Annotated in this window: 9 protein-coding genes and 1 other RNA gene; 2 read left to right on the forward strand and 8 right to left on the reverse strand. The window is 29.9% G+C overall.

Annotated elements, in window-relative coordinates; all coding sequences use genetic code 11:
* Nucleotides 1-48: 48 nt before the first annotated feature.
* Nucleotides 49-417: a ribosomal maturation YjgA family protein gene (locus IEW75_RS16000; RefSeq protein WP_134247506.1), complete on the forward strand. Its 369-nt coding sequence runs from the start codon at nt 49-51 to the stop codon at nt 415-417.
* On the opposite strand, the gene IEW75_RS03310 is transcribed toward IEW75_RS16000, so the two are convergent.
* Nucleotides 406-624, reverse strand: a complete 219-nt coding sequence (locus tag IEW75_RS03310) for a DUF3820 family protein (RefSeq protein WP_134247505.1) — start codon at nt 622-624, stop codon at nt 406-408. The genes IEW75_RS16000 and IEW75_RS03310 overlap by 12 nt on opposite strands.
* Complete coding sequence (locus IEW75_RS03315) at nt 614-1,816, reverse strand: NAD(P)-dependent oxidoreductase (RefSeq protein WP_134247504.1); 1,203 nt, start codon at nt 1,814-1,816, stop codon at nt 614-616. The genes IEW75_RS03310 and IEW75_RS03315 overlap by 11 nt, the downstream gene beginning before the upstream one ends.
* A 216-nt stretch (nt 1,817-2,032) precedes the next feature.
* Here IEW75_RS03315 and ssrA point away from each other — a divergent pair.
* Nucleotides 2,033-2,426: a transfer-messenger RNA gene (gene ssrA, locus IEW75_RS03320) on the forward strand.
* Between the two features lie 88 nt (nt 2,427-2,514).
* On the opposite strand, the gene IEW75_RS03325 is transcribed toward ssrA, so the two are convergent.
* From IEW75_RS03325 to IEW75_RS03350, 6 genes are all read right to left on the reverse strand, one after another.
* Nucleotides 2,515-3,093, reverse strand: coding sequence for a hypothetical protein (locus IEW75_RS03325; protein ID WP_134247503.1), 579 nt, complete (start codon nt 3,091-3,093; stop codon nt 2,515-2,517).
* Nucleotides 3,090-3,416, reverse strand: coding sequence for a DUF4325 domain-containing protein (locus IEW75_RS03330; protein ID WP_134247502.1), 327 nt, complete (start codon nt 3,414-3,416; stop codon nt 3,090-3,092). Before IEW75_RS03330 ends, IEW75_RS03325 begins: the two co-directional genes overlap by 4 nt.
* Nucleotides 3,413-4,807, reverse strand: coding sequence for a hypothetical protein (locus IEW75_RS03335; RefSeq protein ID WP_134247501.1), 1,395 nt, complete (start codon nt 4,805-4,807; stop codon nt 3,413-3,415). The genes IEW75_RS03330 and IEW75_RS03335 overlap by 4 nt, the downstream gene beginning before the upstream one ends.
* A gap of 172 nt (nt 4,808-4,979) precedes the next feature.
* Nucleotides 4,980-10,961, reverse strand: a complete 5,982-nt coding sequence (locus IEW75_RS03340) for a DEAD/DEAH box helicase (protein WP_134247500.1) — start codon at nt 10,959-10,961, stop codon at nt 4,980-4,982.
* A complete protein-coding gene (locus tag IEW75_RS03345) occupies nt 10,962-12,680 on the reverse strand; it encodes an AAA domain-containing protein (protein ID WP_134247499.1) in 1,719 nt (572 codons plus the stop codon).
* Nucleotides 12,681-18,935: a sacsin N-terminal ATP-binding-like domain-containing protein gene (locus tag IEW75_RS03350; protein WP_134247498.1), complete on the reverse strand. Its 6,255-nt coding sequence runs from the start codon at nt 18,933-18,935 to the stop codon at nt 12,681-12,683.
* Between the last annotated feature and the right edge of the window lie 6 nt (nt 18,936-18,941).

Below are 18,941 nucleotides of genomic sequence, written 5' to 3' on the forward strand. Positions count from 1 at the left end.
AAATACAAATGAAGATCCTTTCCTGGCTCTTCATTACTAAATTATAGAATGTTCAAATTTAACAATCGTAGTTTCCTTGCCTTTGCAATACTTTTTACAATTGAAATTTTAATCGCAGTTAATCTAAAAAAAGGGTTTATTCGATTTACTTTTGGAGATTTTTTAGTAGTAATTATGCTGTATTACTTTTTAAAAAGTTTTCTAAAGATAAAAACTTTACATTTAGCTTTAACAGTGTTATTTTTTTCATATTTCATTGAATCTATACAACCTATTAATATTTTAGAAATTTTAAATCTTCAGAAAAACACAACTCTAAGAGTCATTTTTGGAACAACTTTTTCAATTGAAGATTTAATAGCTTACACTCTTGGTATTTGTACAGTTCTTATTATTGAAAAATATTTAAACTCTTAATTTTCTAACCAAATCTTCCAACCCATTTAATTTTAGCTCATACACCAAACGCAATTGATTTCCAAGTTTTCCTTCAGGAAAGCCTTTATTATTATACCAAACAATATAATGCTCTGGTAAATCTATTAGGTAATAATTCTTATATTTCCCATAAGGCATTTTAGTATTTGCCAACTTTTCCAGTTCGTGCTTTTGATTATTTTCCATCAACAAAATCTTGTAAATAATTAAAACGCTCTGTTAATCTTCCGTTTTGTGTCATTCTAGCACGTTGCAAAACACCATCAGCATCATTATTAAAAAAAGCAGGAATCACATGTTTTGAAAAACTTTCTCCAAATCCTTCTGAAGCATCTTTTGGCAATTCACAAGGTAAATTATCTACTGCCATAACGGCAATTGCATCTTTATTTTTAAAATCAACTTCTTGTTCTGTTAGGGGGTTATAACCATAAATTGGATTGGCAATTGTTGAAGATCTTATTGTAGAGGCTACTGGGCCATCAATATCACAACTAATATCTGCAATAACTTTTATATTAAAATTTTTATTTTTTGCATCTTCACGTGTAAAAATATATGGAGAACCACTTCCAAAGAAATGACAAGCAATATACAAATCGGCAACTTTTGCAAAACGCATAAAATTGCTTTCATAATCTGCTGGATTATTAAAAAAGTCTTGTTGATTTTTTGTCTGTCCGTCCTTTCTTTTATTATAATCTAACACATCTATTTGCACAAAAACAGGTTCTGAAAAAGTTTCATTTAAGAATTCTTTTACAGAAACTTCCCGCATTCTCATTCCGTTTAACATTTCTTTTGCACCATTCCCTACTCTACCCTTACCGGTTAGAACAACTTTAATAGCTGGTAATTCAATTTTTTGTAATTCATGAATTAACATTAATTGATCGTGTAAATCTTCTGCTTTAGGTAATTTAAATGTATTGAATTTTAATCCATACGTTCTAAAACCGTTGTATGCGCCAACAATTCCTGCATACCTTCCAAAGGCGACCAAACGGTTTCCTTTTTCATTTACAATAACTTCATGATCATACAATTCTATATTTTTTGCCAAAATGGCTTGCAATAATTTTCTATTATAAGACTGCTTCTTAATGGTATGAGAAAAGAAAAAATATTTTTTATTCGGAATTAAATTTTCAATTGGCACTTCTTTTACACCTAACAAAACATCACAATCTGAAACAGAATCAACCACAGTAATCCCTTGGTTTACATAATCTTCATCGGTGAAAAATCGATTATCTGAACTTTCAACCTTAATAGAAAGTCTCGGGTATTTTTTTAACAATCGTTTACATTCTTTGGGTGTTAAAACTACGCGTTTGTCTGGTGGATTTTTTCGTTCTGTTATAATTCCTATCTTCATTGTTTAAACTGGTATAAATTTTGCTCTAATATATTACGAATTAAAAGATGAAGCAAGTAATACCATTTAAACTATAAGCTTTAGGATAAACAGTTTTTAGTTTCATAAACTAAAATTTAAAACAACATCAATTGGTATCCTTATAATTGTTATGGCTTATTTCATATAAAATTTATACATTTGCCATCTTTAAAAGAACTTGTTCTTTGACTTATTGGGGACGACTGGTTTTGACTGCAAGGTCAATTAAACTATAAGCATGTCGAGTAATGAAATAGCACTCGTAAATCTCAATTTCAACATTTTAAACGGCGAAGATAACTACGCTTTAGCTGCATAATTCGAATTATAGTAGAATTTGCCTCGGCACACAAGGTGTGCAAGCTAAATGTCTCTTGAAAGCCTTGGTTAGCGGCGGTCAGCTAAGAGACATCGTAAAAGTTAACATAGATTTGCTATTGTTTCGCTAGCATTTTGAAACTAAAGAAACTAAGCCTAACGTAAATTGTTTTCGATTAGCATTAGGACAAAAATTAAAAGAAAACTAAGCATGTAGAAAGTACTTTGGTTGCTTGTTTGGACCCGGGTTCGATTCCCGGCGTCTCCACTATTATATTTTGCAAAACACTGTTTATTAACATTTTAAATAGTTTTTATATGTTTTTTAGTCAATATATAGTCAGCATCTATAAAACCTCTTACCAATTGAAATAATCTTTGACTCTTTTAATTAATCTTTTATATGAGTCATTATCCCCTCTAAATTCAACAAATATTTTCAATAACTGAGTTCTATATTGTGAAATATGTTTTGATATTTCCTCGTCATAAATTTCTGGGTCATTTAAATTAAGGTCTTCATTTGAAAGTTTTGTAGTTATTCCATCAACCAACTCATCAAATTGAGTTAATACGCATTGATAAAGCATATCATCAACCGAAAGCAACAATGTAATAAAGTCTAATCTTAATTCAATCAAACTATTAACCATTGCAGTATTAATCCTTTCTTTATCATTAACTGATAAATTAGGATTATTTTTCATTGGTATTAATGTTAAGTTTAGCCCTTCAAAAAAATTAAAGAAATCTTCAAACTTAGATTCAATTATTATCACTTTATACCAATCTAACTTCAAATTTTTATTATCCTTTTTCAGTTGATAATAATAAATATAAAAAGAAAGTACAAGTGTACAAGCCGCAATAATAATAGTAGATAATTTTTCAATAATTTCAAATGGACTTAAATCAGCAGAGGTCTGTATAAACATCATAATGCATGATTTTCTCTTAGAATTCTATCAACTGCATCCATTAATGGTTTTTCATATTTATAAACACCTGCATTTCTAAATTCAAACTTTTCAAAAAAACCTTTTTTTCCAAGTTTCAAAACTACATTAATTAACAATTCTTCAAAGAAAGATGGATTTATTGAAAACAAATTATCCGGAATAACAAAAATCACTTTTTCGCTATCCTCTTCAATTTGATCAAATTTTGATTTTTCTCTAACGTACTTACCCTTATCACGCCCCGTAAATACTTTTGAACCGGTTGCTCTATATTTCTCTAATTTAAAAACTGATTCTTTCATACTATATCATCTTTACTTATTAATATTTGAGCACTAATAATTGTGCCAGGAAAGTGATTTTTAACAAATTTAACATAATTTTTGTCAGGTTTGTCAGAAATATTACCTGAATCATTAAATGTCATTACTTGGAACTTCTCTTCTTCTCCTGTTTTTTCATTTATTTTTATCTTTTCACCAATACCATACTTGCCATCAAAAACGATTGATGCATTTCCAGACAATACTGCTAATCTTGATATTTTGTCACTTTTCTTACCACTTCCTTTCAAATTAAAAAAGTTTTCAATAAACTTAATTGAACCATTCCCTCTTTTTATATTTTTTTCAGGTGAAACTGAAGTAATTTCTTCTTGCAACGCATACAAAGTCCACAAGGTTTCTTCTTTTATTGACGAACTAAATAATTTGTTTGACGTATAATACTTTGAAAGTTCATTCATTTTTGACACAATATCTTTTCTTGGGCAATTTTCATTTTTAAAACTATCATAGATAGTATGCCCAAAATTTAATATTGTCAAATTAAAAATTCCATAATGTTTCTTATTTCCATTGTGCTCTTGAAAATACCCAATAGAAAACCTATGGTTATTTGTAGAATGCTCTTCAGCATTTATCAACACTTCTCCAATAATAATACTTAAACTTTCAATACTATCAGGAGATAATTGCTTCCCAACTCTATTAACACTATCCATAACATACTGAACCATATCTGTAACATGCCTTTCTTTAGTCTCAATATTAAATAGTGGGTCAGATGATTTTTTCTTTCTAAATTCGCATAGCTGATAGGGAATTATATCATCAAAATCCTTCCCTTCATTGGTGTGAATAGCAAATGAGCCAATTGAGTAAAGGAGTTTATCAACATTCTCATTTTCAACATTTATTGATCTTACATTTTCTAAAAGACTATGATTCTTGAATCTTGATGCAAGAGTTTTTGCATAAACAAATATTTCCTTCAAAAGAACATCTAAATAAACTTGTGCTCCTAAATGGATTACTTCGCATTGAGAATAATCAAGTCTTAATTTTCTAACTCTATTATGATAGATACAATTTATTACTTCTTCAATAAATTTATAACTCTCTTCCGAATTATCAACTAAAGAAAAAATCTTTGGAACTTTTATAACTTTTAATTTACTAAGGCCAGATCTGAAGAACAAGGCATGTTTTAATAATTTGGTCTTAGGATTATCAGAAATATATCTCAAATTGTCCGATAGCAAATCATGTTTAATTCTTGCAGCATCTTCATAATTTCTTTCACTTGTCCTATTAAAAACATGTTTAAAACCGCTCTTCTTTCTTCTTCTTCTAAGTTTTTTTTTATGTCTTTTTTCTGCTATCCGAACTTTAATGAGTTTAATGTTTTTCATCTCAAGCAATTTTTAAAACTCAAAACTAATTAAAATGAGTTAAATAAATCTACTTATACATATTTTAAATTTATTTAATTCAACTTTCAATTCTTCATCAGTCAAATCATCATATTAATTATAAGCATTATATATTATGACAGTTCCAAAAGAATTCGTATTGTCCTCTTTATTATTTTTTTATTAATTTCATTAATGAATATAGCTGTAAAAATTCTTCCCAGACACTTTTTTCAATGGTATCTAATGTTGATACTTCTAATGATGAAATCATCTTTAAATCTTTTACTCTAACTAATATCTTAGCCTTATACAGTTCATTTGCACAGGTTAAATCTGAAAGCATATAGGTTTCACCTGAAGGTTTTGTTTTTTCTATAGCCAAAACATCTTGCCCTTTTTGTAGCATTTTATTTGCATTCTCTTCAGAAAATGAATTTTGAGCAAACTGTTCTTGAAAAGCAGCTCCAAATAATCCAACCTCTGAGTTTGTGTTTTTATTTGAGCTATTTGTTAGATACCATAACAATCTTTCTATTGAATTTTTAGATTCTAAAAGACCTTTTTTTAATGTTGTAGTTATTGGTAAGGTATTCAAGAGATTGATTGCTTTTGAATACCTATTTAGATTTGGAAATAAACCATCTATACGATCCTCTTCTTTTTCAGCTTCAAATAGTCGCACATCATTCCAACTTAAAGACCAACTGGCTATATTTGGTGTTTCAGCAATGTTATTTCGAATTTCAATATCATTGTAAAATCGCATATGTTTTTCTGAGGCATGATAGGTATATCCATCTAAATAAATTGCAACATCTTTATAGCTTTGCAATGCATCAACATCATCAATTATTTCTCCATTTTTTTGTAATTCAATGCATTTAAAATAAAAATCTGTTCTTGTATTAACTACAAGTCCATCTTTTTCACCTAAATTAAATTGTGGTCTAATTAGGTATGTTATTTGGCCATCTTTAATTGGTAATGTTATTCTATACGTATTAATACCATTTTCTTTAAATTCATCAAATCTTAGAATAACATTGGAATTTTTATTGGCATACTTTTTTAAAGCGTATATAAACTTTAATTCCAATTCGCTTTCCTCTATCATACCAGTTTTGGTTAGCGAAGATATCCCTTGATTTACTTCTTCCCATTCTTTTGCAGAACGCACTATTCTTCCAAAAAGTTCTTCAGCACTTTCACGGCTTAAGTCTTCTCTTATATATTGATTGCCGTAAGATAATATACAACGGTAACAACCATCCTTTCCCTGATTTTTACAAGAGCAACTTTTGATTGCGTCATATGCTTCCTTTAAAACTTCTGTAAATTCTTTAGGATCAAATATTTTTTGTAAATATCCAGTTCCTCCAGGAATGGTATCATATGCAATTAGATATCTATCAAATCTATCATTCGAAGTATTATATTCTGAATAAAACTCAAATGCGATATGATCTGGATTTCCTTTGTAATATTTTTTTAATCCAAGCTCCAACCCAGATTTGAACATTTGTTGCGTTGCTTCATTCAAAAATTCTTGAACTGGCAATAATATTTTAATAGCTTCTGTTTTTACATTTCGATATAAAAAAACTTCTTCAAAGATGTCATTAGGTACATTATTATAATCCTCTTCTTTGTGTTTACAATATCCATAATGAAATTTCTTTTGTTCAAACTGAATAACCTCTCTAGGTTTAGAGGTCGATTTTCCACAACTCTTGCAGGTCACAAATCCATGACGTGCAACTTCATCTATTTGATTGATGGATAGATGGCTTGAATTAGGGACACCAGCACCTAAATTTACTTTGGTTATTTCTACATCTTTCACATATTCAATTCCGAATGGAATTTTGGTCATACCCCAAGTGCCTTCAATTGACTTTGGGTTGAATTTAAAGTGTGTTGAAATTTTATAATTTTTTTGCTCTCGTTCATCTTTTGAATCATTCAGAGCTGATTTACTTCTAGAATTCACAGATTTCACACCTTGTAAACGCGCAAACTTATGTTTATTCGTTGCCGAGTTCCAAGATTCGTGGTCGCATTTAGGACAAGATCCTTTTTCTTTTATTAATAATTCATCCTCCAAATGATCACAATTCGAACAGAATCTCATTGTGCTTAAACTTGACTTCTGGCCAGACCAATCAAAAGTGTTTAACCCCGATATTTCTAATTTATTTCCTTGACTGTAGAAAAAATTATCTGGGGCAAATTCTTTTAAAGCACCTGTTGCTGAACGTACAATTTCATATGATTTGCTCATAGGTTCTTGTTCGGCGCCCTCTGGTTTGAAGCCAAATACGTGTGCATTTAATGTAACGCCCGTTTCGGGGAATGCGTAATTAGGTAATATACCCACATTTGTAAGATGCTCAATGACTTGCCTTAATTCTAATGCTTTTTTTAGTTGCCAAAGAGCTCTTTTTTCTTGGTCTAATTCCTTTCCTTCTTTATCTTCTTTACCTAATTTTTTCTCTTTTATATAATCCTCTATTTCTTTTTCTTTTTGTTTTAAAAAGAAGAATTCATTTCTTAAATTGTCAAAAACGTTTATTAATTTTTGTTGAAAGGCACCATGTTGAAGAGATGTTTTAATATCCTCTATTAATGATTCGTCAATTTGACCTTCATATACTTTTTCAAAAGCACTAAACAATTCTTTTTGATTCTCAAAGACAAAATCTAATAGTTGATTTATGAAAAAACCTTTGTCCGTTGTTTTTGTAGTTAGCAGTTTCAAGGTTTTTATTAATCCTGGAATTTGATTTACTTCAGGATCTTGTTTAGTCCAACTATCAAAACAATAGGCTGTAAAATGACGGACCAAAATATCTTTCGCGTTTAAAAAGCAACCAGGGGTATTGATATCGCCTTCCATCATTTCTAATGGTTCAGCATAATAGAATAAATCATGTGCTTTATTTTGTGCGAAATTTTCAATTAATGCGGTACCCGAAGAACGTCCTGCACGACCAATTCTTTGTAAAAAGTTTGAAGGTAACGGAGGAATACTCGTATTTATAGCAGTATTTAGAGATCCAACATCAATACCCATTTCAAGTGTTGAGGTTGCCACCAATGTATTTAAAGAATTGAATTTTGGACGTTCCTTAAAATCATATTCTGTGGCTTCACGTACTTTTCTTTCTAAAATACCTGTATGTTCTGAAGCATATATTCTTGGGGCATTTGCACGATTATAAACTAAATTGTAATAATTTAATTCCTTTACCTCTGCTTTTTGGTACTTGCCAGAACATTTGTAATCTAGACAAGAAGCTCCTTCAATCATTTTGTCATCTTCAGTTACGTGTATTATAGAAGAGCAGGTATTGCAATTGTAATTTGACACTTTATTACTCACAATTATATTTTCTGCTAAAATGGCATAATTGCCTCCATCATTTGTTTCTTGTTGACTTAAGATTTCTTGAGAAGACAACTGGTCAAACAATAGTTCATAGAACTCATTGATGATTGCATTGTTATTGGGTACCATTGAAAATGATTTTAAAAAATATCTATGGTACCAATTGGTGGTTTTTGCAAAGGTTGTATCTAACACACCTCTGGTGTGTGACTTATTTCCTACCAATTTAGGAATACGTGACTTAGGATGGTATTTACGATTTAAAAAATGCCTTGAATCTTTTGTCCAATTTAGATCCCAAAGTTTCAATTCTTTAGTCCTGAATTTGGATAGATATTCGTGATCTACGGCGCCTCTTATTCTCATACGATGTAATATTGCATTCAAAAATTTTACAAATGTTGCTTTATCAATACTTTCCAGCATATTATTTTGCATCCAATTCTCTAAAGCATCAAATATTTCTTCTAATTGTTCTTGATTGAAACTTACAGCCGATGACCCTGTTTTTTCTAATGTACGACCAATGGCTGCATTGTAACCAAACTCTGAAATTATTTCCCATCCGATACGTTCATCGAATTCTTTTTCAAATGCCTTAGAAAATTCATTGGTTGTTGAATTTCGATAATCTTCAACCTCTGCTTTTCCAATATAATCTGATGGAAAAAAACGATAGTAATAGGATTCTAAGTGATTGGCGCCAGATGGATCGGCATTTGATTTCCAATATTCAATGAACTTATTTTTTAGTGTATTTAGATCGGTTGGAGCACCAATGCTATTTATTACCTTTTGTAAGGAAGCTCTAAACGTGAAACGATAATTTCTCGCTTGTACAAAACCAGCATGATGCGCGGCATCTTGAACTCCATTGGTAAAGGCTAATACTTTTCTGTATTTCTCACCACGCTCGTCTAAATCAGATGCCAATACCTGACTTACTGAAATTGAATTTAAGGTTGCAATACGTGTTCCAATGATACTCAATTCATTTGTAGAATTACATTCAGGGCAAGTGTGAATACTTTTTTTATCTTTTACCCTTCTATACGCTAACATATGCATTCGACGATCTGCAATATGATCGTGATGTTTTAAATCGACCTGATGAACATAAGGTGATAATGTTGTTGTTGGAGCGTACTCTTCGATTTCCTTATGAGCTTCACTATTAGTGTTTACTAAATAAATATTTTTATGGTTTGTGAAATAATGATCATAGACTTCTAGAGGATCTGGTTCAAATTGATTCCTGTTATCATGTTTGATAGCCAGCCAACCGCTTGCACCACATTCACGACAGAAATAAGGAGGTAATGCAGCATTTTCATCTTTACCTGCAATTTTATCTCTCCAAGTGAAGGTTGGTTCTTCATTAAATTCACGCAGCAAACCACTCAATTCTCTTACCCAGATTTGGATTTGTAAGAAAAGAAAAGGGAAACGTCCTTTTTTATAGGACTTTGCTTCTGCTATTAAAGCTAAAATAGAGGTAATGATTTCTTCTTTTGGAGCGAAGTCACCATCTTCCACATAACTAGGTAATTTTTCGAAAATAGGGTTTATTGAGTCAATTTTTTTAATTAATTCAGCAACGGATACAATATTATCTGAACACGCACTACTGATGTCTTTTACAACTTTTAGTTTTTTTAGTTCCTTACTTAGATTGTAAGGATCCATAGTCTCAGGTAACTGCCATAACTTTTTTTGACGGACAATGTATTCGTAATAATTTTCATTGATTCCTAGTCTACTTTGCTGTAAACCTACTATTCTTGGAATAAAGGCATCCAATTCATTTTCGGGAACTGTGAAAAACTGGTTTGGGCTTAAACGGTGTTCAATAATTACTGATTCTGGGGTAAATGTTTCTCCAAAAACATCTGTAGCATATTTGGTAAGTAATTGTACAGAATCTTCTCCTTTTCCTATGGTTGCTGAAGTACCGATAGGACATAAATAATCTTTAGGAATGTTTAATTTAAGTTTTAATCGACGAATTAAATTTGCTACATCAGTTCCTTGAGCACCATCATAGGTATGCAATTCATCCAAAACTAAAAAACGTAATAGTTCTGGGTTGTCAAAATTGTGTGACCATAACTTATGGAAATTATGACGCATCAATCCATAATCTAACATTTTAAAATTGGTTAAGAGAATGTCGGGTGGATTGGCGATTATTTCATCCCTATTTTCTATAATATGGGTTTCACCCATATTTTTGGGAAATTTACTTTTGTCTTTACCTTCTCCAATAAACAGTCCCGCAGTTATTGCTCCTCTTAATCTATCATCTTCATAAATGGCTTCTGCTAAACGTTTTGCTTGATCTGTTGCCAAGGCATTCATAGGGTAAAGGATGATCACTTTCACGCCTCTTTCATTCTTATGCTTGAAACAATAATCTAATATTGGAAATAAGAAAGACTCTGTTTTACCTGATCCAGTTCCTGTTGTTAAAAGTGTTGCTTGTGGTAGATGACCATTATTGGTGTGCAATCTTTTGAACGCTTCGTGTTGATGTTTGTAAGGTGGAAAGTTTGGTGAGATATCCAAAGGTAATTCTTCTGTTTCTTGCGCTGTCTCAAATGGTAATTTCAAGGAAACATAAGGTCCTTTAAAGATTCCTTCTTTTGGGTCTTCTATAAAATTATAAAAAGCATCAGATACCTTCTTTTCCTTAAAAGTAAAAGTTGCTTTTAAGTATTCAATGATAGACTGTTTTACTTCGTATGCTTGTTGTAGTGGGAGCATTTAGTTTGTTATTGTTTTAGATTGATTAATGAATTGCTGAACATTAGGACTAATCCCCTTTAAATCATTAATGATACTCCTAGTCAAAATAATAGTTCCTCTTTTTGCACGACTAGTTGCAACATTAAATCTATTTTGTTGAAGGCCAAAGTGAATTTTATCCTCTAAAATAACAATACAAACATCACAGGTAAGTCCTTGAATTCTATCAATTGTTTCTATTGTAAATTGGTCTAAATTACCTTCTAAATTAAAAATCTCATCATAAATTAATTCAACAGTTCTTTTTAGATTAGAAAGAATTGCAATTTCAAAATTTTCATTCTTTTCTTGAATATCTATAGCAATTTTAACAGCCATATTAATGTATTCATTTGTTTTTGAAATTAATGCATATTTAATGACAGAGGTACCGCCTTCTGAACAGATTAATTCTGAATATTTTGTTGTAATTAATTTTTTTTCATTTAATGGTGAAACAGATTCAAGTTGGTTATTATAGAATACTCCTGTTTGACTTGCTGCCTTTTTTGTCAATCTATAGGTGTCTTTGATTATACAAGAAATATCTACATTTGAATAAGCAAAAGTTTGTAATCCTTTAATTGCCAAATTAATTTTTGGATGTATTAAGCTACAAATTTCTTCTTCTAATACTATTGGATATAATTGCATAGGATCCCCTACGACCAATACTTTTACCCCAAGCTCAATAAAAGCAGCAATTGTTGCTAGATATGCTTGGGACGCCTCTTCAATTATAATCAAATCGAATTTTTTACTTTTGCCTTCGAGTTCATTAATTTCATCCGACAATAAAAAATAAGTACTTAATATCATTTCACCGGGAATAGCCGTTGTGTCTTTAGCTTGATGAAGATTCGGGATATTTCTCATTTCATCTAAACTCAAATTTCTTTTAGAAATCCTACCACTATTCAATAAGAAAGTTAGTGGCTTCTCTTTAGCAATCTCTGTTAGTGTTTTGTTAGTTAAAGTTGTTACGCAAACACTTTTGCTAGCTTTTAAAAACGACTCACATATTTGTGAAACCAAATAAGTTTTACCTGTTCCTGGGGGGCCTTGAATAATCGTAATAGGTTGTTTCTCAATTAACTTTAAAACATAATCGGCTAAAATATCATGTTTAGGTAAAATAAATGGATTCCAATTGGCAGGGTTTAAATCAACATCCAGATTCAAAATCTTGTTATTCGGGTTAGAAAAAACGAATTTTTTTAAATTTTCCAAATAGCGAAAAGGCGGATCTTCTTCCGCTATTATTACCATTGGATGTTTGGAATTTTCTAAGTCATTATTAATTGCAGATAAAAACTCCGAAGAAATCTGGTTGCAGCCTTGATATCTCCATTGTCCTTCCGGTTTCATAAAATAAACCGGGGTTATCTTAGAATTAATTTTTGAGTGTTTTTGTCTAAAGTTATCATAAGAAAAAAACCATTCATCTGGGATAGTCCCTGCTGTAGAGCTAATTAAACACATTTGATATGGTACCTTTAACCTAGGTAGTCGACCATTTTTAAATCTTATAATTAATTGGCCCCTTACTTTATCAAATCCCCATATTCTTCCTATAAATAGCTTTCCATCTTTCCATAGATTTCGGACAGGAGTTCTCATATATGCTCGTCTTTCATTCTCCATTTCTAGAAGTTGATGATCAAAGAAATCAATATGTTTTGAAATTGGTAAACTCATCTAAATTTCATTTTCGTTACCATAATTGCCCTCTATGTTCCCGTCTATTGGTGTTGTTACCCATTTCGAAAATACACCAGAATATTTGGATTTACTTAAATTGAATAGCACTTGTAACTTGCTTATATCTTTTTCTGATTCAATAATATTATTTAAGGCAGATATCTCGTCCTCAAGATCTCTTCTTAATATCCAATAATCAGCTTCTTCTGATTCTAATTCTTTTTGAGTTGTAATTATTTTGCAATCTTGAAAAGTATTGCCAATAAGTATATACATTATTGTATTTTCCTCTTCTAAATTCAACCATGCATATGCCCCCAAATAAAGTAATCCACTAGTAGCCTTTCTGCACATCACTTTAAGATTTATATCACCTTTTACAATTGGATATAAGAATTTTTTCTCAATATTTTCTTTGAAATTTGATTCAGCTTCAGAAACATCATATCCTAATGATTCATAATAGTGCAATGCCTTTATATGTGCCACCATATTTTCATTAAACTTATCATCATCAGACAAACTATCTCCGAATAACTTCTTTAAAGTATTTTCCTCATCTACTGAATATTGAGTTCGAATTGTTTCATATATTTCATCGGGAATATTTACATCCTTAATTTCTTTTGACTTAGCCCTTTCATCCTCTTCCTCAGATTCTTCATCTTTGTTTATAGATTTATTATTATCTTCTATTTCATCGACAACTTCATTTTCTACATTACCTTCAGAAGATTTATCATCCTCTATTTTTGTTGGTAACCATTCCTCAGGTAATTCAAAATTGTGCTCTAATAGATATTCAATAATTTCCCCTTCAGAATAAGCCAACAGAATATCCTCAAATGCTTTTTCTAATTTTTCATTTTTAAAATTAAGATAGGCGCATAACCATTTAAACATCTCAGCAGCTCTAACTTCATTCCAAGCTCCTTTATAATACAAATTTGTATCCTGTTCAAAAAAGTTATAATTACTCTTTTCAATTTTAACAACACTATTAGAATATTCTAAACTAATTTTTTTAGATTGTTGAAAAGTTAAAGGTTGAATTTTATTAATTAATTCAGTCTCTTTTTCATTGTAATTATCTTGATTTATTAAAAATGCTAAATATTTGGATCTATTGATAAGCCTTTGTTTAAACTCATTTCCTTTACCTGTGTTTACGGATTTAAAAATAAAATCTTCTTGACTAAGCTTCTTAACATTCAAATATGAGGCTAGTGGTTCAAAAGAAGCGTGAACAAGCCATTCGCTTTTTGAAATACTAAGTTCAAACCCTTTCTCTGGAATATATAAGTTTTGAATAGGCACCCATTTATTAACTTGATTTAAAATAGTTCCGGTATTAATAAACTCTTTCAATATTGTTTCTTCTGAATCGGTGAGTACTTTATTAAGCAACTCTACTAAAATTTCTACCACCTTATTCTTATATAAAAATGATAAATTTTCTTCACGTTTCAAAATAAGAATACAGGCAAATAAATCTAATTGCTGTTTAATACCTATTAATTTAGATAGGTTCTCACCATCCTTAATAGCAACATCAGACAACTTTAGATCTGAAACAAGAGAATGGTCTTTTATTAATTCCGTCAAAGAATTATCGTAAAGATTAAAAGGATAGCATAATTTTCCTTCTAAATTCAAGACAACTTCATTGTTTGAACAGTATGTTGTTGCAAAACCTTTAATTTTAGTAATCCCACCGAACCAGCTATACTTCATTTCACTAAATATTAGCTCTCGAAAAGAATCTTCTTGAAATACTTTACTCCAAAATAAGTTATTCAATTCCTTTTCGAGAATTAACTCAATATAAGGGATTTCTATATAGGGACTAACTTTATGCTGCCTTGACCATCCTGGAGCATTGTTTTTAATATTCTTGAAATCAGTATCTATTTGTTCTATAAGCCAATTTGGTAGATCCTTTCTATAACAAACTTCATGTTTTATGTATTTAAAAGAATCTTGGATACCAAATTTGAATAAAAATACTTTTAAATCAGAAAGTTTATCATGAATATTTATGTATTTTGAAGATAGAAAGGCTATTGAATTACTTTTAGACAACACTTGAAAATCAACTTTTGGTTTATAAGGCGAACTAAGAATAATATTTGTACCAATATCAAAAGTTGTTTCATCTGAATCAAGCATTAAATAAATACTTCTTAGCATTTCATAATGTTCAGCACTCAAACTATTTTTCTGATGTAATTGAAATAAAATAGAAATAATTTCATAATGGGAAGCACTTAGAAGAGGTGAGTCCTGACTATCAATAACATATTCTAGGCAATGGGTAATTACTCCAGTTTCATCAAAGCTGTTTAACCCCAAAGAAATAAAAAATATCGTCCAATCATCCAACTTATCATCTGAATATTCTACTGAAATTTGGTTTTGTGATTCGCATATATTCCATAATGATGAAATCACATCATCAAATTTGAGATAATGATTACTGAAAATTGCATCTTCAATTTTAATTATACCATCTTTTGTTAATACAGGGAATTTTGACAAGTCGCTTATCTCATCCTTTAATTGTTTTCTATAATCAAAAAGCAATCTTGTTGCCGGAATTATTGTTTCAGGATCAAGTGATTTTAAATTATATAAGAGGGACTCATTTATAAAATTTAAGTGATCATAATTACAGCCTAGATCAACAAATGTTTTTTTCCATTTAGACTTTGAAAGATTGCCTTTTTCAACATATTTCTCTGATAAAAAATTGATTTCTATTTCTGGAAAATTTTTTAATAATTTTTCAATATCATTACTTTCAGTATATGCCTGAGATAAAAAGCATTCATTGATTGCCTCTAACTCATTGCCCTTTGTTATAATGAACATTTCTCCAAGTTTTTCTTTTACAGCTGCTAATTCTGATTGTATTAGATGTTCTTGATGTTCAAAAAAATATGTTAAAATATGATTTGTTGCATTAAATGCAGACTCTTTATTTATTAGGAATAATTTCTGTAAGTGTTTATTAATAACATTTATCTTATTAACTATTTCATTAATGAAAAAGATTGAGACATTACTATCATTGTATTCCTTTACTCCTAAAGACTTCCATAAAGTATAGCTATTTTCTGCAACTAAGTATTCCTTTAAAATTAAGCGAAATTGACCGCTTGGTATACATTTTTCATTAATGAATTCTTCTAATTTTTCATTTGGAAAATAAAGTACTTCACCTTCAATTTTATTTACTAAGTTCTCATGAGAATCATAAAATTGAAAATACTTTAATCTTTCAATGTTTTCCGGTGATATTTTATTTCCATATCGCGCTAAATAGTTAAAAAATATAATTGAATTATTTTTATCTTCAATTAATCCATCAACTATACTACAATTAGGAATGATATAATCCACTAGAAATTTTGGACCAGAATATTCAAGTAAACTTAATTTTTCTAAATTTTCAATACCATTGCGTACTTTTTCATGTAGCACATGGATATCTAATAAACTTAATAATACTACTTCATCTTCTGGAATTTCAAAAAATATCTCAGAAGCAACTCTTAATTCTTTATAAGAATCTAAGAATATTGCTTCATCTTTAAAACTTTCTAACTCATTATTTTTAATAAGAAATTCTAAAAAATTTAAGTTGTTTTCTGGTAGTTTTAGCCAATCTACTAAATCTTCAATTTGATTAACCAGATTCTCCAATGAAAATACAGTACCTACTTCTTTGACTTTTATTAGATTTTTTAACAACTCTATAGATTTTAAGTTAGGATTGATTAAATTCTTCTCATCTCCATAAAGTTCCAAAAATAATTTATCCCCAATTAGAATTGAAATCCCACTTTCATCTATAATTACATCAGATAAGAGGCATAGGTTATTATTTATGTCAGGTATAAAACATAACTCTGTTATTGCCTGTTCAAAACCTTTATTAAAAGCGTCGAAAGTTGGACCATCCATATTTTCATACGGCGCTTTAATAACCTTTAAGCAGTAAAATCGTGAAGGGCCATCTTCTTTCCAAATATCAATTGCCCAACTAAATTGATGATAACCAATCTGCTCAAATAAAAATATATTCCAAGCTTTTTTAGTTTTTATGGATTGTCGATTTAGTATTGTAAGAAAATCAGCATTAACCAAATAAGGTAAATGATAATCATTTACGCTTGTTGGCAGATAAGTAAATAAAATACTCTCTTGCTCTTTAAGTTTAATGATCTTGTTATCATTGACTTTTGCTGCAAAAGAAATAGATACTTCATTCGCCTCTTTTAGCTTATTTGGAGTTGTGTTGTCATCTTGCAAAGATTCTTTAACTTCTTCAGGAATAAAAACATCACTTTTTTTCCATATAATCCAAGAAGAATCAGTTTCTCCATTTATTAATAAATCAGTAAGGTGTGAATTTTTCTCAACTCTTTTTTCAATGCTTAATTTCCCATTTCCTCCCTCCAATTCAATTTTTGCTATATTTCTTAAAAATAGAGAAAAACGAGGTTGCTGGAATATCTTATATGCATCCTCTTCTACCTTTTTTGGGTTAATTTCTCTATTTTTTTTTAATTCAAGAAGAAATGATGTTGAATCCTGATGAAAAGAAATATTTCTTGAAATCTGTGTTGGTATTCTATATTTTTGTAACCAAATTGGCTGAATTTCCCATGGTATATTTTCTATTCCCCAATTTGTTTTCTTGTGAAAAATGTGATCCTTAGAAAATTCAAAAGTATATCCTCCTGAAATTATGGCAACCTTATCTGAAACGATAAAGACAGCCTTAAATCCTATTCCTTTATAACCAGTTTTTTTAATGTTTTTAGATTTTTCAGGACTTGAATAACCAATACTTGTAATAGACTCTACATCTTGTTTAGAAAAAGGTGTACCATTGTGATTAACAATAATATGTCCAAATTTAAATTTAAACTTTAGGTCAACCGAATTATCCTCAGAGCCTGAATCATCGGCATTTTGAATTAATTCAAAAATAAAGCGTTCATCCTCTTCGTATGCGTCTTCAGTTACTTTTTTTATGGCATTTGCTTGATTACGTGCGACACGTTCATTGGGAGCAGTATCTTTAAATATTTGCTTGACTAAAGCTTCTTTTTTTAGTCTTTCTAAAATCAAGTGGCTTACTTTTCCAAATGATTGACTTCTAAAATAAAGTGGAACCTTCTTTGCAAACTCTTCATTTGAATTTATTTCCGCTTCAAATTGATAATATTCTCCTTCTTCAAGATTGAATAATCTTCCTGAAAACGCATTAGATATGCCACCTTCAATTTCAGTTCCTTCTATATGTGGAAAGTAAAGTAAATCACCATTTAAATCCCTTAAGTCAATAAATGAACATGTTTTTCCATTGTTACTTTTTTTAAACTGACCCATAAAGCTAAAGGTGTCCATTCGCCAATAATCTTTAAGGTCATTTTCTATTTGAATTGAAGTTTTTAATTCAGGTTCAACTGTCTTTTTTATTGGTTTTTTTATAATTCTACGACGTTTTTTAAAATTATTTGCCCCTTCAATATTTTCTTGATCTGATATAATTTTTTTTGGCCGCTCAAATTGTTTTAAATCAATTGTTTTACCCGTTGCTTTAGGTCTGGATACTTTTTTATATTCAGTTTCTATTTTTAATCTTGATTCTCCTTCAGATTTTATGTTCTTGAATTCTTGTGCAAGTAATCTTAATTCAGCCACGCTTATTTTTATATCATCATCAATTATAACTTCATAACCAAGATCTTTTAAAAAATGAACGGCTTTCTTTAATGATACATTGTGATCTTTTAAAAAATCATTGAGGTGGACTTTTTTTATATCTAATGACTGTTCTGATTGCTTTAGAGAGTTTGTACTTTCAACCACACTCGATTTTGGCTCTATATTAATTTTACCAACTGGTTTAATTTCTAATCTTTCAGTTTTCGCCTTAACAACAACGTGTTTACTGTATTCCGCAATCCTCAGTTTTTCTTGCTCTTCATCTAACGCTAAACTGAGCGCTTCCTTTTCTTTTCTTCTTACTTCATTTATTTCTTTTGTTGCTGCCTTTTTACTTCTGTCAATATGAAAACCATCGATTAATATTTGATACTCTTCCAGGGATATTTTTGTAGTTGGTCTTGCTTCAATTTCAAAACCCTTAGTAGCTAAATACTCAATGGCTTTATCCAATGAGATATTTAATTCTCTTAATACTTTGTTTAAACGGATGGTTTTATCAGAGTTTGACATAGTAAT

The organism is Lutibacter litoralis, assembly GCF_014646675.1.
Classification (GTDB): Bacteria; Bacteroidota; Bacteroidia; order Flavobacteriales; family Flavobacteriaceae; genus Lutibacter; species Lutibacter litoralis.